This window comes from uncultured Parasphingorhabdus sp. (assembly GCF_963975735.1).
Lineage (GTDB): Bacteria > Pseudomonadota > Alphaproteobacteria > Sphingomonadales > Sphingomonadaceae > Parasphingorhabdus.
In genome coordinates this window covers 31,858-55,591 of sequence record NZ_CAXBIA010000002.1, presented here as the reverse complement: position 1 = coordinate 55,591, position 23,734 = coordinate 31,858, and the positions used below count along the sequence as shown (strand labels likewise).

Below are 23,734 nucleotides of genomic sequence, written 5' to 3'. Positions count from 1 at the left end.
AGCGTCTCTGCAACCGGATCATCCATCGCTTATCCATCAACCTTTTCATCACCGGTGTCAAAAAAGGCCAGCGCGGATTTCGCGATAGCCAAGTTTATCGGTTTTTTCGTCTCAATCGCAAGCGCATCCATTTTTTGTGCCAGCTTCCGGACCATTTCGTAGGACCGGATCATTCGCTTTTCCAGATAGCGTAGAGCGTCTTCGGATATCGTTAATCCGCGCGTGGTGAAATATTTTTGAAAGAGTCCATCGATCATTGCCTGATCGGGCGCCCCAATTTCCAGATGCAGCGATGCCGCGAGACGGGATTTCAGGTCGGGAAGCAAAATCCCCCATTCCGCAACTGGCTCAGCAGACAATAATAGCAGCGGCCTTTTCTCGTTATTTGCCCGATTCCACAGATGGAATATCTCGGTGTCCTCGCATTCAGAGGCATCCTCTAGACATAGCCCGCCGCTTTCCGCCTTGAATGCGGCCGCCATCGTCGTTTTGCCGGATGCTTCGGGTCCGGTCAAAATCATCGTATGATGGGTCCAGTCCCGCCAATTCTGCAGTTGCTGGTGAACTTCGGCATTGGCGGCGGTCACCAGATATCCGTCCTGTTCCGGCGACATGCCCTGTTCAAGCGGTAAGGCTATCTGGCTCACGGTCTCGTTTCCTTATTGTCCGGAACGACTGATACGCAATGTGCCTGCTCCCTGTTGAACTTGCCAGCCCTGCGATCGAAGCGCCTGGGCCAGGGCCGCGATATCACCCCTATAAGTCACGCTCATGACCGAAACGCCGCCAAGCGCGAGGCTCGATGTCGAAGCAGATGCAACGCCGGAGATCGCCCGCACAGAGGATTCGCCGCGACTGACCGCACCAACGTCCGGTGTATCAAACTGCAGGGAAATGCTGGTCGTCGCAGACGGACCTGCAACAGGCGATTCGCCAACCGTTTCTGATGTACTATTAGTTGCTTCGCTTGTCGCAGTTTCGCTACCACCAACCTCGACCGCCGTATCATCACCGAGATCAAAATCGGCAAGATCCAGATCATCAAGATTAAAGGGATCTTCTACAATCAGCGATTTGTCGGTCTTCAATATGCCACGCGCCAGTGCGCTCGCATACATATTATCCAGTTTTACGATACCCTGATCCAACATGTTGGGAATATCTTCGCTACGGTCCACTTTCAGCGAAAAACTGCCGATATATTTGTTGTCGGGTCCATAACGTGCGGTAAATCGCGCTTTAACTGGCCCACCGGGATACATATAGGTCAACCGAACGATAGGTATTACAACATCGGCTGCGCCGAACTGATCCAATATATTCCGCCACCACCGCCGACCCGGGCGATTGGCCTGCCCGGCGGTCAGTACAAGCGATTCGCTATCCGATCCATAAGGACGGACATAATCAATCGCGCTTTCACCGGAGCGGAAACGTGCCCAGGCTTTTTGCCATTCGGTGCGGTTTTCGAACACCTGGGGTGATCCGCCGCTCCACATGATCGGCAGGACCAGCATCGGCGGAGACCGCAAACGTCGGCCGCTGACCCCCAGAATCGAGCCAGCTCTAGCCCGATCGAACATCACGCCCAGCGTTGCGATATAGCGTTTTGGTCCGATCTGCTCTTGCTCGACGACGATCGCGGAGACGATCGTATTAAGCGTCCCGTCAGGCAGGCCTGCGCTTTCGCCGCCCTGTGTGCTTTTATACAACATCTTCCAGGCCAGGCGCTGCGCTTCTTCCCATCCCTTTTTCCGGGCATCAACGGCATTGTCCCCATGGACATCGACTTTTACGCCCATGACCTCGAAGTCGCCAGTGCTGGCAAGCGGTGCAACTCCGCGTTCTGTGCCCTCGAGCTGCGCATAGACGACCGCCACGGCGAGCATCATTACAGCCGCGATGGTGGCAGCAATCTTGATCCTGAAGTCAGTCAAAATACTCATTTGCGCCCTTTTGACGATTATGGCGTGGAAATCCAGCCGCGAGTTGTCTAATCGCTCAAGTTATGAGTGAAAAGCAAAATGAGCCGGATTCTTACACCTATGCGAAAGCCGGTGTGTCCATCGACGCGGGCAATGCCCTTATCAAGGCGATTGCGCCGCTGGCCAAGGCCACGGCACGCGCAGGTGCCAATGCGGAACTTGGCGGCTTTGGAGGCTTTTTTGATCTGAAGGCTGCCGGTTATGAAGACCCGCTGCTTGTCGCCGCCAATGATGGCGTAGGGACGAAGCTAAAGCTGGCGATCGATTACGACCGGCATGATACGGTGGGAATCGATCTTGTCGCGATGTGCGTCAATGATCTGATCGTCCAAGGCGCAGAACCCCTGTTCTTCCTCGACTATTTTGCCACCGGCAAGCTTGAGAACGGCATTGCCGAGCGGGTCGTAGCCGGAATCGCCGAAGGCTGCAAAATGTCAGGATGTGCGCTTATCGGCGGCGAAACCGCAGAAATGCCCGGCATGTATGCCGAAGGCGACTATGATCTAGCTGGTTTCTGCGTCGGCGCGGTCGAGCGCGACAAAGTCGTAACCGGAGCCAATGTCGCGGCGGGTGATGTCCTGCTGGGTCTCGAATCCTCCGGTGTTCATTCCAATGGCTTCTCACTGGTGCGCCGACTCGCCGCGGACAAGGGCTGGAAAATGGATCGCCCTGCCCTGTTCAACCCTGACATATTATTGGTCGAGGCGCTGATCGCGCCGACCAGAATCTATGTAAAATCGCTATTGCCCCTGATGCAATCCGGCCGGATCAAGGCCCTCGCCCATATCACCGGCGGCGGTTTGCTGGAGAATATCCCGCGGGTACTGCCCGACGGACTGCACGCCCATGTTGATGCCGCAAGCTGGGAACAGCCACGATTGATGGCTTTCCTGCAAGCCCAGGGCAATATCGAGCCAGAGGAAATGGCGCGGACGTTCAACTGCGGAATTGGAATGATATTGGCGGTGTCGCCCGATGAAGCGGAGGCGATTACTTCAGATCTCGAAGCCGCTGGTGAGAAAGTCCACCGGGTCGGCGATGTCCGTGCCGGTACCAAGGGCTGCTCGGTAACGGGCAATCGCGGGACATGGTCGGCTACCGATGACTGGACCGCTACCCACAATGGCTGAAAAGGCCAAAATCGCGATACTAATTTCCGGTCGCGGCTCCAATATGGCGGCCTTTGTCTATGCCGCCAAATCGGCGGACTGTCCCTATGACATCGTGCTGGTGGCATCCAATGATCCCGAGGCGGCGGGCTTGCGGCTGGCCGAGGCAGAGAGCATCGCAACTTTCGCCCATCCCCACAAAGGCATGGCGCGCGAAGACCATGATGACATCATGCACGACGCAATCGTCCGCTCCGGCGCCGAATATGTCGTGCTGGCTGGTTATATGCGGATTTTGAGCGACGGCTTCGTCAAGAAATGGACGGAGAGGATGCTCAATATCCATCCTAGCCTGTTGCCCAAATATAAGGGCCTCGACACTTATCAACGCGCGATCGATGCTGGCGACAAAGTTGCCGGTTGCAGCGTCCATCTGGTCACGCCGGAGCTCGACGACGGGCCGGTGCTCGCCCAGACCGAGGTCGCGATTTTGCCGGATGATGATGATGCGGATAGCCTTGCTAGCCGGACCCTGATTGCCGAGCATCAACTCTATCCGGCAACACTCGCCCAATATGTCACCCGCGAATCCGACCCCGACTGGATATTGCAGCAGATCCGCGACCGCGCACTGGCGCTCGACGAAAGCTCCGAGCGATTGAGCTTTGGATCACCCGGCTGGCGCGTCGGCGGCGAGAAGACCGGCAAATATTTCGCCTATTTCACCCAGAGATTATATGGCGAGGAAAGCATCGGATTGCTGGTCAAAACATCCGGACTGGACGAACAGATGGCACTGATCGATGCCGATCCCGACCTTTATTATTCGCCGAAATTCTTGGGAAAATCAGGCTGGATTGCGATCCGCCTGGATACCGGCAACACGGATTGGGACCATATTGCCGACTGGCTCCGCAAAAGCTGGCAACGGGTAGCGCCCAAAAGACTCACCAGAATGATCGCAATCGCGGATCAATTTTAAGAAGGAAGCGCATCACGGGCTGGAAACCTTCGGACAACAAGGAGGAGGGATTAGAAGCTGCCCAAAAATATCTGCGGCCCTATGTGGGCAAGATGCTCCAACTCGCGATGCTGACCAACCATTAGAATGGCACCATCCGGAAATCGATACGGCCTATAGGCCGTATATCAGACAATCCTACATTCCCGCTTCTACCGCCAGCCGGACCATGTCGGCTGCGCTGGGCACGTCCAGCCGCTGCATCAGGATCGAACGATGCATCTTGATCGTCCGCTCGCTAAGCCCCAATTCATAGGCGATCTGCTTGTTGAGCAGGCCCTTGGCGATAAATTGCAGCACTTCCCGCTGCCGCTTCGACAGGTCTTTGACAATCCCGACTGCCCGCATCCGGCGCGCTTTCGCCAAGCTCGGGGCTTCGGCATCAATTTCGACCTGAGATCCCAGAAAATATTCCAGTTCACCTTCTTCATCAAACAAGGGCGCCACGAGCACAGCATTCTGAAAAGGCGTGCCGTCCTTCTTGTAATTCAATATCTCGACGAGAACAGATTTTCGTTGCTGCACACCGCGCCGGATTTCTTCGGTCAACCACGGCTCGGTCGCCTTCCCTGCCAAAAATCGACAGTTTCGGCCGACAATGAATGACCGGTCATAGCCGGTCAGCTCCTCAAAAGCATCGTTGACGGCGACAATCGGATTATCGGGTAATCGTGGGTTGCTCACCACCGAGGCGATGGGGCTTTTTTCGATCAAGGCCATAACCGAAGCTTTCGGCATGCCCGATTCTCCGATTACAAGCTGTTCTGTGCTATTCTGATTTTGCTCACGCTCCATATCCTCAGGCTACCCGACATTTATGGTTGAAGGCAAGCAATCGCGTGAAACGGCCCTCGCCGGCAATGGAGCAAGCGCGCTCGCGCACAGGATGGCGTATTTCAGAAATCGCATGATGTACCCTCACAAATATCGATTGTGAAAGTCCAGCCCCGGCGCGATATTGAAATCGCGAGGACGCGGGCCGGTCACCCTTTGCAGGTATCTTCCCCGGCGCGGCGCCAGCGATAGAATGTCTTTTCCGAAACGCCGATCTCGCGGCAACTTTCGCAAACACCCTGCCCCTGCTCGATCCGCTTCTGGATCGCCCGGCATTTTTCTTCTTTATTCTCGATCAAAGCCATCACTTGCCCTTGCATCTGCCGTTCAAATTGGGATCGGTCGTGCGACCCGGCCGGTCGGCGAGACGCTGTCCCGACAAACGGAACAGGCCTCGCCGGGCTGGAGTCGACGCGACGATCAGTCGCTCACATCGGTTGTCCGCAGATATGGGCGATGCTCGGTCCATCCCTGCGGAAACAGACCCTTTGCTTCTTCGTTGCTAATCGAAGGCGGGATGATCACATCCTTGCCAACCTGCCAGTCGGCCGGCGTGGCAATATGCTTCTCATCACTCAATTGCAGCGCATCGATAACCCGCAAAATTTCATCGAAATTGCGCCCCACACTCATCGGGTAGGTCATCGTCAGGCGAATCTTCTTGTCGGGATCGATAATGAACACCGAGCGGACCGCAGCGGTCTTGCTCTCGTCGGGGTGGATCATGTCGTATAATTTGGCAATCGACAGATCGGCATCGGCAACGATCGGGAATTTGAGATCGGTATTCTGCGTGTCGTTGACATCCTCGATCCATTTCCGGTGCTCTTCCGCCGTATCGGTCGACAGGCCGAGCGGCTTGGTATTGCGCTTGGCAAATTCGCCGGCAAGCTGGGCCGTGCGGCCCATTTCCGTGGTGCAAACCGGGGTAAAATCGGCCGGATGGCTGAAAAAGAATACCCAGCTGTCACCGGCCCATTCGTGCAGGCTGATTTCTCCGTTCTGGGTATCGACGGTGAAGTCGGGGGCGATGTCTCCAATATGCAAGCTCATGATGTTTCCTTTCTGATTGTCAGGAACATCTAGCTTAAAAACGACACTTACACAAATTCAATTATACACTTACACTAATCGTGTTATTGACTGACAGAGCAATTGCACCCGCCGCCGCGGCTTCAGCTGCTCTACGTCGCAGAGGTCAGGGAACAACGCCCTCTACCACCGACTTCGCATTGTCGACGCGGATTGCCGCACCATTGATGAACTTGCTTTCGTCCGATGCCAGAAACAGCACGGTGTTGGCGATATCGTCCGGAGCACCCAGCGCACTGGGTGCCGGTCCGTCGCTTGCCGGGCGCAAATCATCGCGCCCCATAACTTTCGGTCCGATGTCCATGACCATCGGAGTCAGGATACCGGCAGGATGCACGCTGTTGCAGCGAATATTATATTTATTGTTCGCGCAGTGCACGGCGACGCTGCGAGTCAGGCTTTCGATCGCCCCCTTTGCCATGGCATAGGCAACCACAATCGGCTCGCCGATGATCGACGCGATCGAACACATGTTGATAATCGCTCCGCCGCCCGACGCTTTCATCGCGGGAACCGCATATTTGCAGCCAAAAAATGCACCGTCAGCGCTCACCGACATGACGAAGCGATATTCCTCAGCTGTCTGCGTTTCGATCGTTCCGGGTTCGACAACACCGGCGTTATTGACCAATATGTCGAGCTTTCCGTGACGGGAGACGACATCGGCAATCAAATCCTCCCATCCCTGTTCATCAGCGACGTCCTGGAGCTGGAATTCCGCGGCACCGCCAATTTCTCCCGCGACGCGATTGCCATTTTCGGCATCCATGTCAGTCAGGATGACTGTTGCACCTTCACGTGCGAACATCCGGGCATCCGCTTCACCCAAACCTTTGGCTGCACCTGTTATTATTGCCACTTTGCCTTGCAGTCTGCCCATGCTTTATCTCCTCATCAGATATTGATTTCAGGCTAGGACCGGAGTCAAATAATAACGACTGGCAAAATTGGGAGATATCAAGGATGTACACTTTGGAGCAACTGTCGGCGCGCGAGGAAATTCGCGATATCCTGCATCGTTATTGCAAGGGAATCGATCGCCGCGACTGGCAGCTGGTCCGCTCCTGCTTCGCTGATGACCATATCCACAAACATGCCGAATATGAAGGGCCGCCGGATGAATTCATCGGCTTTGCCAGTCAGGTATTGGAGCATATCCCGGGCACTCACCATTCGATCTCCAACGTCCATATCGCGCTGTCGGACGACGGCAACAGCGCCACCACCGAGGCCAATTTTGTCGCTTATCACTATATCGAAGCGGGCAACCCCGATTTCGCGCCGTGCCAGACTCGCGGCAAGGCCACCGACTGGATCGTCGCCGGCCGCTATTGTGACAGGCTGGAAAAGCGGGCCGGTGCGTGGATCATTGTCCGCCGCGAAGCGTTTCACGACTGGGAGCGCTCCGAGGAGGCGACGGGATCGGCGGTGACTGTTGGGCATCATGTAGGGCATGGTTCGTGACCCTCATCCGATTACAGTGCCTATGGTCACTGCCCGGGAATCCGGCGAAAATATGGGTTCCAGAGAAATGCCTCGCGAACAAATGAGTTTATTTAGTAGAACTGCGAAATAAGCATTTTCGCGTGAAGAGAATTCACATATTATATTGTTGGCGCCTGTGCCGAGTCGTGGAGACTCTCAATGATGCTGGCTTCTGTAAATCTACCCAAAGAACAATGGCTTGAGGGCAAAGGAGGCCTGCGAATATTCACCCGCCATTGGCGTCCGCAGGAGATGACCAAGGCAGCCTTGGTGATCTGCCATGGGGTCAATTCCCATAGCGGTCAATATATCAGGGCCGCAGAGGAATTTGCAGCCGAAGGCTATGCGGTCACGGCTCTTGATTTGCGGGGACGCGGCAAGTCGGAAGGCGAGCGCTTTTATACCGAAAGCATCGATGATTATGTGTCCGACCTGTCGCAGACGGTTGAGTTGGCAAAATCCCTCGACCCCGATACACCGCTGTTCCTGCTCGGCCATAGTGCGGGCGGTGTTATAGCGGCATCCTATGCTCTCGATTATCAGGAGCGCATTAACGGCCTCATCTGTGAAAGTTTCGCCTTCCGCGTATATGCTCCTGACGTCGCATTGAGCCTGCTGAAGGGCGCGAGCCACATCGCGCCGCACCTGCATGTGCTGAAACTCAGGATGGAAGACTTTTCGCGCGATCCAGACTGGGTCGCTCAACTTCTCGCGGACCCGCTTACCAGAGATGAGGTCCAGCCGGTTCAGACCGTCGCGGCTCTTGCCCGCGCGGGAGACAGGTTCGAGCGGGAGTTTGATCACATCACTCTGGCGATCTTGATTCTCCACGGAACGGCGGACAAAGCCACTCGTCCCGATGGCAGCCAGCAATTTTTCGACGAGGCCGGCAGCACGGACAAGCAATTGATTCTCTACGAAGATCATTATCACGACCTGCTCAACGATATCGGACGGGCACAGGTGATGACGGACATCACCGGATGGATGGATGCCCGTCTCGCAACGGTGCCCGGCGTGGATGCGAAGATCGACCGTGCCGCTACCAAACCGGTAATTACGACATAGGCTGCCTGCGCGATAAGAATTTTAAGGCCTGTCGTTTGGAGTTTTTTTTAGGAGAATTGCACCGTGGGATATTTAAAAGTCAAAGACGGCACCGAAATTTTTTACAAGGACTGGGGTCCGAAAGACGCTCCGCCAATCATGTTCCACCATGGCTGGCCACTGAGCGCGGACGACTGGGACAACCAGATGATGTATTTCCTGGCGAAAGGTTTTCGCGTCATCGCCCATGACCGGCGGGGCCACGGGCGCTCGACCCAAACCGACACCGGCAATGAAATGGACACTTACGCCGCCGACGTGATTGAGCTGGCGACAGCGCTCGATCTCCGAAACGCCGTCCATATCGGTCATTCGACCGGAGGCGGTGAAGTCGCCCGCTATGTCGCACGGTCAGAGACTGGCCGGGTTGCAAAAGCCGTGCTGGTTGCTGCGGTTCCGCCGATCATGGTGAAAACGCACGATAATCCCGGAGGTTTGCCCAAGGATGTGTTCGATGGCTTTCGCTCAGCGTTGGTTGCCAACCGCGCCCAATTCTATCGCGACGTGCCCGAGGGGCCCTTTTACGGATTTAATCAGGACTGCGTGGACGTTATTGAGGGCACCGTCGATAACTGGTGGCGTCAGGGCATGATGGGGGGAGCGAAGGCCCATTATGATTGCATCGAAGCTTTTTCGGAGACCGATTTCACCGAAGACCTGAAGGCGATTTCCGTGCCGACACTGGTGATGCACAGCAGGAACGACCAGATCGTGCCGTATGATGATAGCGCTCCACTGGCGGTCAAGCTTCTCCCGCACGGGACGCTCAAGACTTATGAGGGCTTGCCGCACGGAATGTGCACTACACATCCAGAGATCATAAATCCCGATCTGTTGGCGTTCATTCAAGAAGAAGAAGCGATCACAGCCGAAACAACCACGAGCGAAGCAGGCATTCTCCTGAGCGCCGAAGTCACCTGATTCCGCATGCCGAAAAGCTGCAACCATGTTTCCAGTGTCAGCAAGGTGACACCGAGCGCGCGAGGGTGCGAAGACTGTCTGAAAATCGGCAGCCCCTGGGTTCATTTGCGTTTGTGCCGAACATGCGGGCATGTCGGCTGCTGCGATGATTCCCCCAATCGTCACGCATCCGCGCATTATCGCAATACGGGCCATCCGATCATTGAAGGTTATGACCCGCCAGAGGGCTGGGGTTGGTGTTACCTGGACAATATCTTCGTGACGCTTCCTGACCGGACGCCGCAGCTCGGGCCCATTCCCAAATTTGACTAGATATTTTCCCCGCGGCTTCAATATCAGGAAACAGCTCATGCCGAAGATTATTCAGACCGTTATCGAACAGCGCGGCGACCAGATGTTTCCCACGCTTGAAGCTGCGGACATGGACCGGCTCGAACGATTTGGCGAACGTTGCGAATTTGCTGAAGGCCAGCCACTCGTACGAACGGGGGAAAGCGGGCATGGCCTGATCCTGATATTGTCCGGCGAAGTCGACGTCACGCAACGCGATGAAGGTGAAGAAAATGCACTTATCGTCACGCATGGCGCCGGATCATTCATGGGCGAACTTGCGCAACTATCGGGGCGCCCATCGCTTGTCGACGGCTATGCGTGCACCCCCGTCGAAGCGCTGATCATTCCTCCTGATCGGCTCCGCGCCTTGCTGGTCGCCGAAGCGGAGCTGGGCGAGCGGATCATGCGGGCGCTGATCCTTCGCCGGGTAGGGCTGATCGAGACGGGTGGCGGGGGACCTGTGATCATCGGAGAAGCCAGCAACCGCTCTGTTCTGCAGCTTGAGGGATTTTTGCGCCGCAACGGTCACCCCCATCAGCAACTCGACCCGGATAAGGATGCTGGAGCCAGGGCGCTGGTCGAACGGTTCAAAATCGCGACGGAAGAATTACCAATCATATTGTGCCCGGACGGCCAGCTCCTCCGCAATCCCAGCGAAAGAGACCTCGCACAATGCATCGGTCTCGTAAGCGCGATCGACCAGAAAAAGGTCTTCGATGTGGTGGTGGTTGGTGCTGGGCCCGCTGGACTGGCCACGGCGGTTTACGCCGGTTCGGAGGGTCTATCCGTGCTTGTGCTGGATTGCCGCTCTTTCGGTGGTCAGGCGGGGGCTTCCGCGCGGATCGAGAATTACCTTGGCTTTCCCACTGGTATCTCGGGCATGGCGCTGATGGCCCGGGCGTATAACCAGGCCCAGAAATTCGGGGTAGAAATGGTCATCCCGGATGAAGCCATAAATCTGGAATGCAGCACCAGCCCGCTGCGGTTAAGGCTTGATTCGGAAGAGACGGTGCAGGCACGAGCAGCAGTAATCGCGACGGGCGCGAAATACCGACGGCTTGGCCTCGATCGGCTCGAGAATTTTGAGGGTGCTTCCGTCCACTATTGGGCTTCGCCCCTAGAGGCCGCCTTGGTGCAGAATGAGGATGTTGCCTTGGTTGGAGGCGGAAATTCCGCTGGTCAGGCCGTGGTTTTTCTGGCCGGCCATGCCCGAAAAGTGACGCTCATTGTCAGGCGCCCGCTCAGTGAGACGATGTCGAGCTATCTGGTGGAACGTATCGAGGGCCTGCGGAATGTCGAAATTCTCGTCGGTGCCGAAGTCACTGCCCTCGAAGGTACGGGCGACAGGCTTGCGGTAATTACCTTGCACGATCGAGAATCAGCGACCGAAACCCGGGTGGAAATCTCGCATCTTTTTTCGTTTATCGGGGCGGATCCGAATACCGGCTGGCTTGCCGCGTCCGGTCTCAAGGTGGACCAACGGAACTTCCTGTGCACCGGTGACGCAGCCGGAGAAGATCGCCACGCACTCGAAACCAGCCGGCGCGGCGTCTATGCCGTCGGTGATGTCCGTTCCGGTTCGGTCAAGCGTGTTGCCTCAGCAGTAGGGGACGGCGCGCAGGTGGTCGCTGCCATGCACGCAATGTTTGCGTCACAGGACCTTGAGGAAGCTTCGACCAGGACAGCTACGATTTGAACGCTGCCCCCTCAGAACGACCGATCCAGAGGCAGGCAGCACACCGATACCGCCAGCGCTAGACTAGCAGATACCCGCCATCGACCGTGATGATTTCACCGGTCATGAATGCCCCTGCACTGCTTGCCAGCAAGAGTGCCGGTCCCATTATATCCTCGTCATGACCCCAGCGGTGCAGCGGTATCATTTTGATTTCCCGCTCATATTGTTCCTTGTCTTGCTCGACCAGGCTGGTCATTTTGGAATGGAATCGTCCGGGCGCAATCGCGTTTACCCGGATATGATCATCGGCCAGCAGGCTGGCGAGATTGCGGGTCAGCTGGTGGATCGCTGCTTTCGACGTACCGTAGCTGATGCCGCTTCCGGCGCTTCCCATAATTCCGGCGATGGAACCAATGTTGATGACGGAGGCGCTTTTCTCTGCCGTCGCATTTGCTTTCAACAGCGGCAAAAGCTGCTGGGTGAGGAAGAAAGGCGTTTTTACATTAAGATCCATGACCTTGTCCCAGCCTATTTCGGGAAATTCTTCTACCGAGGCCGTCCAGCCAGTGCCGGCATTATTCACCAGCACATCGATATGATCCTCCCGCTCGGCAAGCGCCTTGGCAAAGGCTCCAATAGCTTCTCCGCTACTAATGTCGCCGGGAAGCGCGATGCATTCGCCGTTATCGGAGAGACCGGACAGCTCTTGAGCGGTCTCGTCGCATTCTTCGGCTTTACGCGCGGTGATATAGACCCGTTTCGCTCCAGCTTCCAGAAAGGCACGTGCCATCGCTTTTCCCAAACCCCTGGAACCTCCCGTGATAACGCAGACTTTGTCGTGCATCGAAAACAGATTGTTTTGCATCAAAAAAACTTCCTTCAGAGTGGGTGTAGATTCACAGGTACGCTACTCGCAAATTCTGTCAATTGTCAGGAAGTTCCGGATAAACATCCCAGCGAAATTTTCCGCGCGAGCAGATCGGCTTTGCCCCACCTAGCTTGCTCGATAACCAAAAAAAACGCCCGGTCGCAAAATTTGCAACCGGGCGTCTACAACCGCTTAAGTCTACAACCGCTTAAATAGCGTGAGGCCTAGCCGACGATTTCGTCTTCATTGAAGAAGTAGGCGATTTCGATCGCTGCATTTTCATCGCTGTCGGAACCATGGACCGTGTTCGCTTCGAGACTTTCGGCCAGTTCCTTGCGGATCGTGCCCGGAGCAGCATCAGCAGGATTGGTCGCGCCCATGATGTCACGGTTGGCCTGCATTGCATTTTCGCCTTCGAGGACTTGCACAACGCAAGGGCCGCTGATCATGAAGTCAACCAGCTCGCCGAAGAAAGGACGTTCGCTGTGCACTGCATAAAAGCCTTCGGCTTGTTCTTTGCTCATGTGAATACGCTTGGAAGCGACGACGCGCAGTCCTGCCTCTTCCAGCATCTTGGTAACAGCACCAGTGATATTGCGACGGGTAGCGTCAGGTTTGATGATTGAAAATGTCCGTGTCACGGCCATGATAATGCTCCATAAATGTAGGGATAATCAAAAGTTGGGCCGCCCTTAGCCGCTGCATCGGGGCAAGGCAAGGTTTCGATTGAAAGCTAGCTGGCGCTGCTGGCTACAATCGTCGCAATCGTCCTACCATCGGGCGATTTCGTTACGGAGACATGGACCCCCTCACCGCTCGTCCGTTCACCGCTGATCGTCAGCTTGTCGCCGGATCTGATCTCTTTTTTGAAACCGATACCCTTGCTTTCCAATTCCTTGCGATAGAAGTCTATCACATCTTCTGCGCTATCGCTGGTCGTAAAAACCACCATCGCGCCGGATTTTCGTTCGCCAACGCCCGCCATGCTGGTCTGGATATCCGCCCCGGGATAGAGTTTGATATCCATCGGCAAATGCGCGACTGCCTTGTCTCCCATTGCGATCCGAACAACACCTTCGTCGGCCTTAACGACCGCTTGGCTATTCGCTTCCTCTCCGGTTGCGGAATAGCTGCCCTTTCCAACTTCGCCGTTGTTGAACGGTCCTGCAGCCATCTCTTCGTCGCCGCTCCCGCAGGCAGCAATCGCTAGACTCAGGGGCAGGACAATATATTTGTGCATCGGGAAAGCTCCGAAAATGGTGACGCGACCGGTCGGCGATATACGGGACAATCCGGACCAGTGCAAACCCGACGATGCAAATCGCGGTGCGTCAAGCTAGCCGGATCAGGGACCCTCTACCCAACGTCCACCATCCTGCTTCCAATAGCGCGGGGTGACGGCATCATTCGCGGTCAATTCCCGCCAGACGGTGCGCGCATGATCGATTTGGTCGGCGGTGAACAGAAAGAAAGCGCGCTCGAAATCCACAGCCTCTTCTCGCCACAAGCCATCGGAAAGGATGATATAGGGCGCTCCGTTCACCGGCTGACACTGATCGGAAATCAGGATAGGCTGATCCGCCTGCCGTTCTGATCCGCTAAAATCATGGGCAAGAAAGCTGGCCGGCTCATCGCGCCACAAGGCGTTACTGAGCGCGACACAGCTGGCCTCGTCCCGCGACAGCAGAAAAACCCGTTTTCCAGCTTCCAGCGACTTGCTCGCCAGCATCGGCACCAGTTTCTCCGCCGGATCGCGAGTCAGATGGTAAAAATCAACCCGCACCGCACGACTTTCGAGTTAGACTTCGCCGCATTGTTACAGCCGAATCAATCTTCGAAATGGTCGGCAACATATTGGTTGAGCAGGCGCACGCCATAGCCGGTCGCACCCTTGTCCCACACCGGGCTGGGCTTGTCGGCCCAGACCATGCCGGCGATATCGAGATGCGCCCATTTCACGCCATCCTTGACAAAACGCTTGAGAAATTGCGCTGCAGTAATCGACCCTGCCCCGCGCGGTCCCACATTTTTCATGTCGGCAATCGGCGAATTGATCAGCTTGTCATAGGCAGGACCAACGGGAAGCCGCCATAGCGGATCACCGGACTCCTTGCCCGCATCAATCAGATCTTCGGCGAGATCATCGTCATTGCTGAAGCAACCGGCATGTTCATTGCCGAGCGCGATAATCATCGCACCGGTAAGAGTTGCCAGATCGATTAGAACTTCCGGTTTGAACGTTTCCTGCGTCCAGTGCATCGCGTCGCACAATACCAGTCGTCCTTCGGCGTCGGTGTTGATCACTTCGATGGTCTGGCCGTTCATGCTGGTCACCACGTCGCCAGGGCGCTGCGCCTTGCCGTCCGGCATATTTTCGACCAGCCCGCAAACGCCGACAACATGCGCCTTGGCCTTGCGGCCGGCGAGCGCTTTCATGGTTCCGGCAACGGCTCCAGCGCCGCCCATGTCCCATTTCATCTCTTCCATACCGGCACCCGGTTTCAATGAAATTCCGCCGGTGTCGAACGTGACGCCTTTGCCGACCAGAGCGAGCGGTGTCTTCTGCGCACCATTGGTGCCGTCCCAGCGCATCGCGAGCAACCGTGGAGGACGCTCGGAACCCTGGGATACGCCAAGCAGCGCGCCCATGCCGAGTTTTTCCATTTCATCCCAGCCGAGAACTGTAAATTCAACACCGAGCTCTTTCAATTCTTCGCAACGGGCGACAAAGCTTTCCGGATAGATCGCGTTTGCAGGTTCCGCGACCAGTTCGCGAGTCAGGGCAACCCCGTCCGCCACAGCAGAAAGATCCTGCCAAGCTTTGGCGCTTGCCATATCTTGGTCAAGTACCGTGATTTTGTTCAATGTTACCTTCTGCTTTTCAGGCATGGTCGTCCGATATTTATCATGCCGCCAGCTGCGCAATTTTGCACCGAAGAGCAATCGGGACAGATGTTTCTCGTCCAGACCTGATGGTTCGATAACCGCGTGCTTGGCACCGGACGCAAGAATTTTGGCTATGGCTGAACCACCAGCAGATTCGGCATCCTTCGCCTTGCCTTTGCCCAAGCCTGTCAACACTATCCGCAAAACCTTGCCGGCTTCGGTCACGAAAATTTCACAAACTTCGCCAAGTTTTCCTTCAAACCGGGCAGCTTCTGCGGCCGCTTTCACGGTGCTTGCTTGCTCCAGTTTAAGTTCGATATCATTCAAGCCGTTTTTGTTGATCGCAAATATGATCGTATCAGCATCCGCAGGCCGCTCATTGGCAAAGTTAAAATTCATCGGGAAACTGTCCTTATTTTTGTGTTTTGAAGAGTGAAAAGCCTTATGGGTTCACTCGTCGAACCGACTCATTCCTGATCCGGCCGACATTCATCCTATCGTGGGGCGTTGCTGCACCGTCTTGGTTTTTGGGTCAAGCATCTGTTCATCAGAATCTGGCAAAGAAAATTTGCAGACCAAGCAAACTGGTGCAATAGGCGTTCAGAAGATGGACAGCACGATATTTAATACTGTCCGAAATGGGGCCAAAAGCAGGTTGAGCCAGTCGATGAAATCTTCACCCGCCCTTTTCACTCTAATCTTGGCTACTATAGCGCCGACTTCGGCGATCGGTCAGACGCCGATCGACGCGACCACGACCGCTAATCAACAAAAAGACGAGATCGAATTCAAGGCCGACACGCTTGATTACGATTTCACCAATGATGTCGTTACCGCTCAGGGCAACGTAATACTCAATCGCGACGGCTATAAGCTGCGTGCTGATCAGGTTGTGTGGAACCGGAAAACGGGAGTCGTTGTCGCCGAGGGCAACATCCGGTCAACCAGTCCCGATGGTGACGTGGCCTATGGCGACAGGATTGAATTGACCGATAGCCTGCGAGACGGGGCGATCGACAATCTTCTGCTTGTTCTGGATGATGGCAGCAGATTGGCAGCGCAACGAAGCGAACGTTTTGCAGATGGTACGCTTTCGCTCCACAATGCAGCCTATACTGCATGCGCCGTGACGACCGAGGAGGGATGCCCGAAAAACCCTAGCTGGCAGATCAAGGCGGTTCAGGTCAATTATGACCCGATTAAAAAGCGAGTAAAATATGAAGGCGCTCGTATCGAGATTTTTGGGTTGCCCGTCATACCATTGCCCGGCCTCTCGCACCCCATAAGCGACGAAAACCGCAGCGGTATTCTGGTTCCGGATGTCAAATTCGACTCGGTGAACGGCGTTGGCGTAACAGTGCCTTATTATTTCAGTATAGCTCCCAATCAGGATGCCACCGTCACAGCGCAGCTATTTACCGACGTTGCACCGCTTGTCAGCGGGACGTTCCGCAGCCTCGATGAGAAAGGCGCATTCCAGATTACCGGCTATGCGACATATGGTTCACGCATTCCGACAGGTGCATCGGCGCTAACGCCCGACGCCGAAAATGATTTTCGCGGCTATTTTGCGACCAACGGACGGTTCCGGCTCGACGACAAATGGACGGTTTCCCAATCGGCCCGCATTGTGTCAGATCGCACATTCCTGCGGCGCTACGACATTAGTGACGACGACAGCCTCCGTTCAACAATCAATCTAGAACGGATAAGCAACAGCAGCTATTTTTCGTTTGCTGGCTGGGCGTTTCAGACACTACGCGTGGACGATCCGCAAAACCGGGTTCCCGTTGCTCTGCCTGTCATTGATTATCGGAAGCGTTTCGATGATCCGATTCTGGGTGGCCGGCTGCAGCTACAGGCAAATAGCCTGGCAATAGGGCGCAGCGAGGGTCAGGATACGCAACGCGCCTTTGGTTCTGCCCGCTGGGATTTGAGAAAACTCACCGATTGGGGACAAGAAATCACCTTCACCGGCTTTATGCGTGGTGATGTATACCATAGTGACGACAATGCGCTCAACGAAACTGCTATCTATCGTGGTAACGGCGGTTGGCAGACAAGGGCAATTGCGACAGCTGCTATTGATGTGAAATGGCCGCTCATCGGCGAGGCTTTTGGTGGCACCCAGACGATCACACCGCGTTTCCAGATTGTCGCGACACCGGGCTTGGCCAATCTCTCGCTTCCCAATGAAGATTCCCGTGCCGTGGACCTGGAAGACAGCAACCTTTTCGCTCTCAACCGCTTTCCCGGTTATGATCGTTATGAGGATAATGTCCGGGCGACCTATGGAGCGGAATGGGAAATCAATCGTCCCAACTTGCAACTGAACATGATCGTCGGCCAGAGCTATCGGCTCGAAAATAACGATAATATTGTCCCGGATGGCACAGGCCTGTCCGATCGATTCTCCGATATTGTTGGCCGGACCAATGTCAGGTTCAAGGATATCGTGAAATTCACACACCGCTTTCGGCTGGACAAGGACAATCTTGCTGTGCGGCGTAACGAGATCGACGCGACTGTCGGTTCGAAAAGCACTTACGCTCAAATCGGATATCTGCGCCTTAACCGCAATATCGGATCGGAACTTGAAGACCTTAGAGACCGCGAAGAAATCCGAATCGGCGGCCGCTATCAGATCGACAAATATTGGTCCGTCTTCGGCTCGGCCATCATCGATCTGACGGATCATAGCGAAGACCCTCTTTCGATAGCAGATGGCTATGATCCAGTGAGACATCGTCTTGGCGTCGCTTATGACGACGGTTGTCTCTCGATGGGCGTGACATGGCGCTATGACTATGAGGATACCGGAGATGCCCAGCGCGGCAGTACTTTTCTGTTCCGGCTGGCCTTGCGCAATCTGGGCGTGTAAAGGACTTTCAAACGGGGTAACCCGCTCATATTGGGTTCAGCAGACAATTGGTATTTGCCGCATGAAAATAACTCTTAGTAGTTGAGAAGATACAAAAAATGAATTTATTGAATATGAAAATTCAGGGTTTTAAAACCAAGGCGACTTTGATTGCTGCTCTTGCCATTGCAGGCGCCTCTCCATCCGTAAGTCAGACCGTTGCAGATGCTTCGCTGCCGCAAACCGGCTTGGACATTCCCGATGAATTGACAATATTCGGTAAGAATGACCCGAATGTTCGCCGCGCTACAGCGATAGTCAACGGCGATATCATAACCGGAACCGACGTCGGCCAACGGCTGGCACTGATTGTCGCAGCCAATGGCGGCGAAGTTTCTGATGAAGAGATGCAACGCTTGCGACTTCAAGTGTTGAGAAATCTGATCGATGAAACGCTGCAAATTCAGGAAGCTGAGGCCAATGAAATCAACATCGCCCCGGAGGAGGTTGAGGCCACCTTCCGCCAAGTTGCCCAACAGAATTTCAAACAGGACATTGGAGCTTTCGATCAGTATCTGCGGACACAAGGTTCTTCGACCGATACGCTGAAACGCCAAATCAAGGGTGAACTGGCCTGGAGCCGCCTGCTCAGGCGCAACATTCAGCCGTTTATCAATGTCGGTGACGAAGAGGTCAACGCCATCATCGAGCGTTTAAACGCTTCGAAGGGCACAAGCGAGTTTCGTATTGGCGAGATTTATATGTCGGCATCCCAGGAAACTGCCGAACAGGTCGTCGAAAATATGCAGAAAATCCTGGAGCAGATCCGCTCCGGTGGTTCCTTTGTTGCCTACGCACGACAGTTTTCAGAAGCTTCGACCGCAGCAACCGGTGGCGATCTGGGTTGGGTCCGTCCCGCTCAATTGCCGCAGACGCTTGCTGATGCGGCCGAACAAATGCAGGTCGGACAGGTTGTCGGACCGATCCAAGTACCCGGCGGGTTTTCGATCCTCTATCTGATCGACTCACGCCAGGTGCTAACTGCTGATCCCCGCAATGCTTTGCTCAGTCTCAAGCAATTGGCGATTAGCTTTCCGGCCGGGATCACCGAATCAGAAGCTGCGGCCCAGGCCGAAAAATTTGCTACGTCGACACAAAGCATCAAGGGCTGCGGAGCGGCCAATGAAGTTGCTGCGCGACTGGGTGCCAGCGTGGTTGACAACGACCAGGTGAGACTTCGTGACCTGCCCGCCGCCTTGCAAGGAACGATCGCGGAGCTGCAAATTGGTCAGGCAAGTCAGCCTTTTGGTTCAGTCGAAGACGGCGTTCGGGTGCTTATCCTGTGCGGACGCGATGATCCGCAGAGCGCGTCGGCACCATCCTTTGATGACATCATGTCTCGTTTGGAAAATGACCGCATCAACAAACGAGCCCAGATTTATTTGCGCGATCTGAGACGCGACGCGATTATCGAATATAATTAATGGCAGACTGGAATGCCAAGCCGTTTGCAGTCTCTTGCGGCGATCCTGCTGGTGTCGGACCGGAAATCATTGGCAAGAGCTGGAAACAGCGAAAAGAAGCCGGTCTGAAACCGTTTTTTGCTATCGGAAATTTTGCTGATTTCGAGAATCTCTCCGGTGTTCCGGCCCGGAAAATTGAACAGCCGATGCAGGCTGGCGAGATGTTCGACGACGCATTGCCGGTCTTCCACATCCATGAAGCGGCCGCCGCCGTGCCGGGAGAGGCATCGCTCGATGGCGCACAATGCTCGCTTCACGCACTCGAGATCGCCTGCGGACTGGCGCGCTCCGGAGATGCAGGAGCGGTCATCACCGCCCCGATATCAAAGTCGCAGCTCTACAAGATCGGCTTTCACTATCCCGGCCAGACAGAATTTGTATCGGAGCGCTGTGGTATAGCACGGGAGAATGCGCTGATGATGCTGGCTGGACCATCATTGCGCGTTGTTCCCATGACTGTTCATATTGCGCTTAAGGATGTCCCCGAGCATATCACCGGACGACTGATCCTCGCTCGCGCCCGCGCTGCCGAAAAAGCGTTGATCCGCAATTTCGGCATAGAAAAACCCCGCATCGCAATAGCGGGGCTCAACCCGCATGCCGGCGAGAATGGCAATCTTGGTGATGAAGAACAGCGGATCATGCAACCGGCTATCGATGAACTCCGTCAGGAGGGCATGGACATCACCGATCCGCTTCCTGCCGATACGATGTTCCACGAGGAAGCGCGGATCAAATATGATGTAGCTCTGTGTCCCTATCATGATCAGGCCTTAATCGCTTTGAAAACCCTGCATTTCTTTGATGGAGTCAACATTACCTTGGGATTGCCTATCGTCCGGACTTCACCCGATCATGGAACCGCATTCAATATCGCCGGACAAGATATCGCTGATCCACGATCGATGATTGCCGCGATCCAGATGGCCGCGACTGCGGTCACCAACCGACAGATTCACGGCCATTGAGCCGGCATATCCTCCTGCCCCCGCTCCGGGAGGTGATCAAGAAACACGGCCTGACCGCGAGCAAAGCTCTGGGCCAGAATTTCCTGTTCGATATGCAGCTTCTCGACAAGATTGCTGCGGTACCCGGTAAACTCGACGGGCAATCGGTCTTCGAAGTGGGGCCCGGGCCCGGCGGATTGACCCGCGCCTTGCTCCAGGCAGGCGCGTCGGTAACCGCTGTTGAACGCGACGAGCGCTGTCTGCCAGCGTTGGCGGAATTGTCCGACTTCTTCCCGGAACGGCTGACGCTAATCAACGACGATGCGCTTGCACTGGATCATGGCAGCCTGTTCGATGGCCCGTTTCATATCGTCTCCAACCTGCCCTATAATGTCGGCTCGGCGCTCTTGATCCAGTGGCTGTCTGCACCGCAATGGCCGCCGCAATGGGCATCTCTGACCTTGATGTTCCAGCGCGAAGTCGCCGACCGTATCGTCGCAGCGCCCGGGTCGAGCGCTTATGGCCGCCTCTCGATCCTCGCCCAGTGGCGCAGCACGGCCAAGCTGGCGATGACGGTCCACCGTTCGGCCTTCACGCCCCCGCCGAAGGTCATGTCAGCGGTGGTCCATCTTGTCCCCAAGGCACAGCCCGAAGGCGTTGATTTCGCCAAGCTGGAGATTTTGACGCAGACCGCCTTCAGCCAGCGACGCAAAATGCTGCGCCAAAGCCTCAAGAAGCTTCCCGGTGGCCTCGAGGCGTTGGAACAAGCCGGTATTGACAGTCAACGCCGGCCCGAGACCCTCACCGTTTCCGAATTTGTCGAACTGGCCAGACTACTTTCCTAGCCAGCCGCTTTCAGCTTCCGGCGATAAGCGTGCAACAATGGCTCTGTGTAGCCGCTTGGCTGCTCGACACCCTTGAACACCAGATCGCGAGCCGCCTGAAACGCCAGACTAGCGTCCGGATCGGATGCCATTGCCTGATATAGTGGATCGCCTTCATTCTGTCCGTCAACCTTGGCGGCCATGCGCAACAAGGCGGCGTCGACCTGCTCAGCCGAACAGACCCCGTGCAGCATCCAGTTGGCCATATGCTGGGATGAAATCCGCAAGGTCGCACGGTCTTCCATCAACCCGACATCATTGATATCCGGAACCTTGGAACAGCCGATGCCCTGATCAATCCAGCGCACGACATAGCCCAATATGCCCTGCGCATTATTGTCCAGTTCGCGCTCGATTTCGGCATCCGACCAGTTGTGGCCATCTGCCAACGGGATGGTCAGCAATTTGTCGAGCGGTGCAATTCCGTCAGCCGCCACTTCTTTCTGCCGGTCAAATACATTGACTCGGTGATAATGGATCGCGTGCAATGTCGCAGCCGTCGGGCTCGGCACCCAGGCGGTATTGGCACCAGTCATCGGATGACCGATTTTCTGCTCCATCATGTCGGCCATCATATCGGGCGCGGCCCACATGCCCTTGCCGATCTGCGCCTTGCCGGACATGCCGCAAGCCAGACCGATGGCGACATTGCGCTGTTCATAAGCGGTGATCCAGTCGCTCTTCTTGATATCGCCTTTGGCCAGCATCGCACCAGCCTGCATCGATGTGTGGATCTCGTCGCCGGTCCGGTCGAGGAAACCGGTATTGATGAAAACGACCCGGTCCTTCACCGCATGGATACAGGCAGCCAGGTTTGCCGACGTGCGGCGTTCTTCGTCCATCACGCCGACCTTGATCGTGTGACGGTCAAGCCCGAGCAAATCTTCGACCGCATCGAACAGGTCATTGGTAAAACCGCATTCTTCCGGCCCGTGCATCTTCGGCTTCACGATATAGATGGATCCGGCGCGGCTGTTGCGCAATGCGTCAAGTCCCTTGATATCGTGCATCGCGATCAGGCTGGTGAACACGCCGTCGAGCAGACCCTCTGGCGCTTCCGAACCATCGGCGAGCAACACCGCCGGATTGCTCATCAGATGGCCGACATTGCGGACAAACATCAGACTGCGTCCCGGCAGGGTGAAAGCGCTGCCGTCCAAATCGACATAGTCGCGATCCGGATTCGCCTTGCGTTCGATGGTCTTGCCGCCCTTTTCAAAGGATGCATCGAGATCGCCGCGCATCAGGCCGAGCCAGTTGGTATAGGCCAGCACCTTGTCTTCTGCGTCCACCGCTGCCACAGAATCTTCCATGTCGATGATCGTGGTCAATGCGGCTTCCATCAGAACATCGGCGATATTGGCGGGGTCATCCTTGCCGATGGGGTGGGCAGGATCGATCACGACTTCGACGTGCAGTCCGTTATGTTTGAGCAGCAGAGACTGGCCATTGCGGCCAACCAGTTGCGAGGGATCAGTAAGGGCTGGTTCACCGCCCGTATAATCGGTCCATGATCCCGTCGACAGAGGGAATGCTTCGTCGAGAAAGGCCTTCGCCGCCTTGATAACCGCAGCCCCGCGCAGCGGATCATAGCCGCCCGGTTTCGCTGGCGGCGCATCCAGCGCATCCGTACCATAGAAAGCATCGTAAAGGCTGCCCCAACGCGCGTTCGCGGCGTTCAGAACGAAACGGTCATTGAGCGATGGTACCACCAGTTGCGGCCCGGCCATCGTCGCGATCTCGGGGTCGACATTAACAGTGGTTATCGAAAAAACCACTGGTTCTTCAACCAGATAGCCGATGCTTCTCAGAAATTCTTGATATTCAATCTGATCAATAGGTTGACCCTTGTGGTCGATATGCCACGCATCAATCTGCGCTTGCAGTGTCTCGCGCTTGGCCAGCAGCTCAGCATTTCGCGGAGCAAAATTGCCTAACAATTCCGCCAATCCGGCCCAGAACCTGGCGCCATCTAGGCCGGTTCCCGGCAGAGCACGATGATTCACAAAATCAAACAGTTCCCGCGCGATCTGGATACCGTTCTGGCTGACATATTCGGACATGGAATTTCCTCTTCGATGGTTAGGCACTTCTCGATGCTGAAAGCGAGTATCGGTGCCGATTTGCAGATAGTCCGGGGAGGAATTACGGCGGGATATGACGTTGTGTATTCATTTTGTAAATGGCAGAATTGAGTCATT

23 protein-coding genes are annotated in these 23,734 nt (G+C 55.6%); 11 read left to right on the top strand and 12 right to left on the bottom strand.

What is annotated here, in order from left to right; all coding sequences use genetic code 11:
* Positions 1-29 precede the first annotated feature (29 nt).
* Positions 30-647 carry a chromosomal replication initiator DnaA gene (locus AACZ86_RS03855; RefSeq protein ID WP_339689463.1) on the bottom strand — a complete coding sequence of 206 codons (618 nt, stop codon included), beginning with the start codon at positions 645-647 and terminating at the stop codon, positions 30-32.
* A 12-nt stretch (positions 648-659) separates the two neighbouring features.
* Positions 660-1,946: a heavy-metal-associated domain-containing protein gene (locus AACZ86_RS03850; protein ID WP_339689461.1), complete on the bottom strand. Its 1,287-nt coding sequence runs from the start codon at positions 1,944-1,946 to the stop codon at positions 660-662.
* 62 nt (positions 1,947-2,008) lie between these two features.
* Between AACZ86_RS03850 and purM the strand changes: the two genes are divergently transcribed.
* Together purM and purN are read left to right on the top strand one after the other, a co-directional pair.
* Positions 2,009-3,115 (top strand): phosphoribosylformylglycinamidine cyclo-ligase, encoded by a 1,107-nt coding sequence (gene purM, locus AACZ86_RS03845; RefSeq protein WP_339689460.1) that lies wholly within the window; start codon positions 2,009-2,011, stop codon positions 3,113-3,115.
* Positions 3,108-4,076 carry a phosphoribosylglycinamide formyltransferase gene (purN, locus tag AACZ86_RS03840; RefSeq protein ID WP_339689459.1) on the top strand — a complete coding sequence of 323 codons (969 nt, stop codon included), beginning with the start codon at positions 3,108-3,110 and terminating at the stop codon, positions 4,074-4,076. The genes purM and purN overlap by 8 nt, the downstream gene beginning before the upstream one ends.
* 177 nt (positions 4,077-4,253) lie before the next feature.
* Here the strand turns inward: purN and AACZ86_RS03835 are convergent, their stop codons facing one another.
* From AACZ86_RS03835 to AACZ86_RS03820, 4 genes are all read right to left on the bottom strand, one after another.
* Entirely contained in the window at positions 4,254-4,910 is a 657-nt protein-coding gene (locus tag AACZ86_RS03835; protein WP_339689458.1) for a LuxR C-terminal-related transcriptional regulator, read from the bottom strand.
* Between the two features lie 188 nt (positions 4,911-5,098).
* Positions 5,099-5,269, bottom strand: coding sequence for a transposase (locus tag AACZ86_RS03830; RefSeq protein WP_339689456.1), 171 nt, complete (start codon positions 5,267-5,269; stop codon positions 5,099-5,101).
* Between the two features lie 100 nt (positions 5,270-5,369).
* Positions 5,370-6,002: a peroxiredoxin gene (locus tag AACZ86_RS03825; RefSeq protein ID WP_339689454.1), complete on the bottom strand. Its 633-nt coding sequence runs from the start codon at positions 6,000-6,002 to the stop codon at positions 5,370-5,372.
* A 145-nt stretch (positions 6,003-6,147) separates the two neighbouring features.
* Positions 6,148-6,921, bottom strand: coding sequence for an SDR family oxidoreductase (locus AACZ86_RS03820; RefSeq protein ID WP_339689453.1), 774 nt, complete (start codon positions 6,919-6,921; stop codon positions 6,148-6,150).
* An 83-nt stretch (positions 6,922-7,004) separates the two neighbouring features.
* Here AACZ86_RS03820 and AACZ86_RS03815 point away from each other — a divergent pair, with 83 nt between their 5' ends.
* The 5 genes from AACZ86_RS03815 (at position 7,005) to AACZ86_RS03795 (ending at position 11,583) form a co-directional block, all read left to right on the top strand.
* Entirely contained in the window at positions 7,005-7,505 is a 501-nt protein-coding gene (locus AACZ86_RS03815) for a nuclear transport factor 2 family protein (protein WP_339689451.1), read from the top strand.
* Positions 7,506-7,685: 180 nt separating this feature from the next.
* Complete coding sequence (locus tag AACZ86_RS03810; RefSeq protein WP_339689449.1) at positions 7,686-8,594, top strand: lysophospholipase; 909 nt, start codon at positions 7,686-7,688, stop codon at positions 8,592-8,594.
* A 63-nt stretch (positions 8,595-8,657) separates the two neighbouring features.
* Positions 8,658-9,554, top strand: a complete 897-nt coding sequence (locus AACZ86_RS03805; protein WP_339689448.1) for an alpha/beta hydrolase — start codon at positions 8,658-8,660, stop codon at positions 9,552-9,554.
* Positions 9,555-9,560: 6 nt separating this feature from the next.
* Entirely contained in the window at positions 9,561-9,866 is a 306-nt protein-coding gene (locus AACZ86_RS03800; RefSeq protein ID WP_339689446.1) for a UBP-type zinc finger domain-containing protein, read from the top strand.
* 37 nt (positions 9,867-9,903) lie between these two features.
* Complete coding sequence (locus AACZ86_RS03795) at positions 9,904-11,583, top strand: FAD-dependent oxidoreductase (RefSeq protein ID WP_339689445.1); 1,680 nt, start codon at positions 9,904-9,906, stop codon at positions 11,581-11,583.
* Positions 11,584-11,641: 58 nt separating this feature from the next.
* Here AACZ86_RS03795 and AACZ86_RS03790 read toward each other — a convergent pair whose 3' ends face one another.
* From AACZ86_RS03790 to AACZ86_RS03770, 5 genes are all read right to left on the bottom strand, one after another.
* A complete protein-coding gene (locus tag AACZ86_RS03790) occupies positions 11,642-12,409 on the bottom strand; it encodes an SDR family oxidoreductase (protein WP_339690234.1) in 768 nt (255 codons plus the stop codon).
* 248 nt (positions 12,410-12,657) lie between these two features.
* The gene (ndk, locus tag AACZ86_RS03785) at positions 12,658-13,080 is read right to left on the bottom strand and encodes a nucleoside-diphosphate kinase (protein ID WP_335651935.1); all 423 of its coding nucleotides are present in this window, start codon (positions 13,078-13,080) and stop codon (positions 12,658-12,660) included.
* Between the two features lie 86 nt (positions 13,081-13,166).
* A complete protein-coding gene (locus AACZ86_RS03780; RefSeq protein WP_339689444.1) occupies positions 13,167-13,673 on the bottom strand; it encodes a hypothetical protein in 507 nt (168 codons plus the stop codon).
* A 105-nt stretch (positions 13,674-13,778) separates the two neighbouring features.
* On the bottom strand, positions 13,779-14,216 hold the full coding sequence (locus tag AACZ86_RS03775) for a DNA polymerase III subunit chi (RefSeq protein ID WP_339689443.1): 438 nt from the start codon (positions 14,214-14,216) through the stop codon (positions 13,779-13,781).
* A 44-nt stretch (positions 14,217-14,260) separates the two neighbouring features.
* Entirely contained in the window at positions 14,261-15,718 is a 1,458-nt protein-coding gene (locus tag AACZ86_RS03770; protein WP_339689442.1) for a leucyl aminopeptidase, read from the bottom strand.
* Between the two features lie 268 nt (positions 15,719-15,986).
* On the opposite strand from AACZ86_RS03770, the gene lptD reads away from it, so the two are divergent.
* From lptD to rsmA, 4 genes are all read left to right on the top strand, one after another.
* Positions 15,987-18,200 (top strand): LPS assembly protein LptD, encoded by a 2,214-nt coding sequence (lptD, locus tag AACZ86_RS03765; RefSeq protein ID WP_339689441.1) that lies wholly within the window; start codon positions 15,987-15,989, stop codon positions 18,198-18,200.
* Positions 18,201-18,298: 98 nt separating this feature from the next.
* Positions 18,299-19,663 carry a peptidylprolyl isomerase gene (locus tag AACZ86_RS03760; RefSeq protein WP_339689439.1) on the top strand — a complete coding sequence of 455 codons (1,365 nt, stop codon included), beginning with the start codon at positions 18,299-18,301 and terminating at the stop codon, positions 19,661-19,663.
* On the top strand, positions 19,663-20,670 hold the full coding sequence (gene pdxA, locus AACZ86_RS03755; RefSeq protein WP_339689438.1) for a 4-hydroxythreonine-4-phosphate dehydrogenase PdxA: 1,008 nt from the start codon (positions 19,663-19,665) through the stop codon (positions 20,668-20,670). Before AACZ86_RS03760 ends, pdxA begins: the two co-directional genes overlap by 1 nt.
* Complete coding sequence (gene rsmA, locus AACZ86_RS03750) at positions 20,667-21,494, top strand: 16S rRNA (adenine(1518)-N(6)/adenine(1519)-N(6))-dimethyltransferase RsmA (protein WP_339689437.1); 828 nt, start codon at positions 20,667-20,669, stop codon at positions 21,492-21,494. The genes pdxA and rsmA overlap by 4 nt, the downstream gene beginning before the upstream one ends.
* Here the strand turns inward: rsmA and AACZ86_RS03745 are convergent.
* Positions 21,491-23,596 carry a malate synthase G gene (locus AACZ86_RS03745; RefSeq protein WP_339689435.1) on the bottom strand — a complete coding sequence of 702 codons (2,106 nt, stop codon included), beginning with the start codon at positions 23,594-23,596 and terminating at the stop codon, positions 21,491-21,493. The two genes, rsmA and AACZ86_RS03745, sit on opposite strands and share 4 nt — an antisense overlap.
* Positions 23,597-23,734 lie beyond the last annotated feature (138 nt).

Bases quoted from the DNA above. Each gene is read 5' to 3' on its own strand.
- AACZ86_RS03850 (WP_339689461.1), bottom strand. From the start codon at position 1,946: ATGAGTATTTTGACTGACTTCAGGATCAAGATTGCTGCCACCATCGCG.
- purM (WP_339689460.1), top strand. From the start codon at position 2,009: ATGAGTGAAAAGCAAAATGAGCCGGATTCTTACACCTATGCGAAAGCC.
- purN (WP_339689459.1), top strand. From the start codon at position 3,108: ATGGCTGAAAAGGCCAAAATCGCGATACTAATTTCCGGTCGCGGCTCC.
- AACZ86_RS03835 (WP_339689458.1), bottom strand. From the start codon at position 4,910: ATGGAGCGTGAGCAAAATCAGAATAGCACAGAACAGCTTGTAATCGGA.
- AACZ86_RS03830 (WP_339689456.1), bottom strand. From the start codon at position 5,269: ATGCAAGGGCAAGTGATGGCTTTGATCGAGAATAAAGAAGAAAAATGC.
- AACZ86_RS03825 (WP_339689454.1), bottom strand. From the start codon at position 6,002: ATGAGCTTGCATATTGGAGACATCGCCCCCGACTTCACCGTCGATACC.
- AACZ86_RS03820 (WP_339689453.1), bottom strand. From the start codon at position 6,921: ATGGGCAGACTGCAAGGCAAAGTGGCAATAATAACAGGTGCAGCCAAA.
- AACZ86_RS03815 (WP_339689451.1), top strand. From the start codon at position 7,005: ATGTACACTTTGGAGCAACTGTCGGCGCGCGAGGAAATTCGCGATATC.
- AACZ86_RS03810 (WP_339689449.1), top strand. From the start codon at position 7,686: ATGATGCTGGCTTCTGTAAATCTACCCAAAGAACAATGGCTTGAGGGC.
- AACZ86_RS03800 (WP_339689446.1), top strand. From the start codon at position 9,561: ATGCCGAAAAGCTGCAACCATGTTTCCAGTGTCAGCAAGGTGACACCG.
- AACZ86_RS03795 (WP_339689445.1), top strand. From the start codon at position 9,904: ATGCCGAAGATTATTCAGACCGTTATCGAACAGCGCGGCGACCAGATG.
- AACZ86_RS03790 (WP_339690234.1), bottom strand. From the start codon at position 12,409: ATGCACGACAAAGTCTGCGTTATCACGGGAGGTTCCAGGGGTTTGGGA.
- ndk (WP_335651935.1), bottom strand. From the start codon at position 13,080: ATGGCCGTGACACGGACATTTTCAATCATCAAACCTGACGCTACCCGT.
- AACZ86_RS03780 (WP_339689444.1), bottom strand. From the start codon at position 13,673: ATGCACAAATATATTGTCCTGCCCCTGAGTCTAGCGATTGCTGCCTGC.
- AACZ86_RS03770 (WP_339689442.1), bottom strand. From the start codon at position 15,718: ATGAATTTTAACTTTGCCAATGAGCGGCCTGCGGATGCTGATACGATC.
- lptD (WP_339689441.1), top strand. From the start codon at position 15,987: ATGAAATCTTCACCCGCCCTTTTCACTCTAATCTTGGCTACTATAGCG.
- AACZ86_RS03760 (WP_339689439.1), top strand. From the start codon at position 18,299: ATGAATTTATTGAATATGAAAATTCAGGGTTTTAAAACCAAGGCGACT.
- pdxA (WP_339689438.1), top strand. From the start codon at position 19,663: ATGGCAGACTGGAATGCCAAGCCGTTTGCAGTCTCTTGCGGCGATCCT.
- AACZ86_RS03745 (WP_339689435.1), bottom strand. From the start codon at position 23,596: ATGTCCGAATATGTCAGCCAGAACGGTATCCAGATCGCGCGGGAACTG.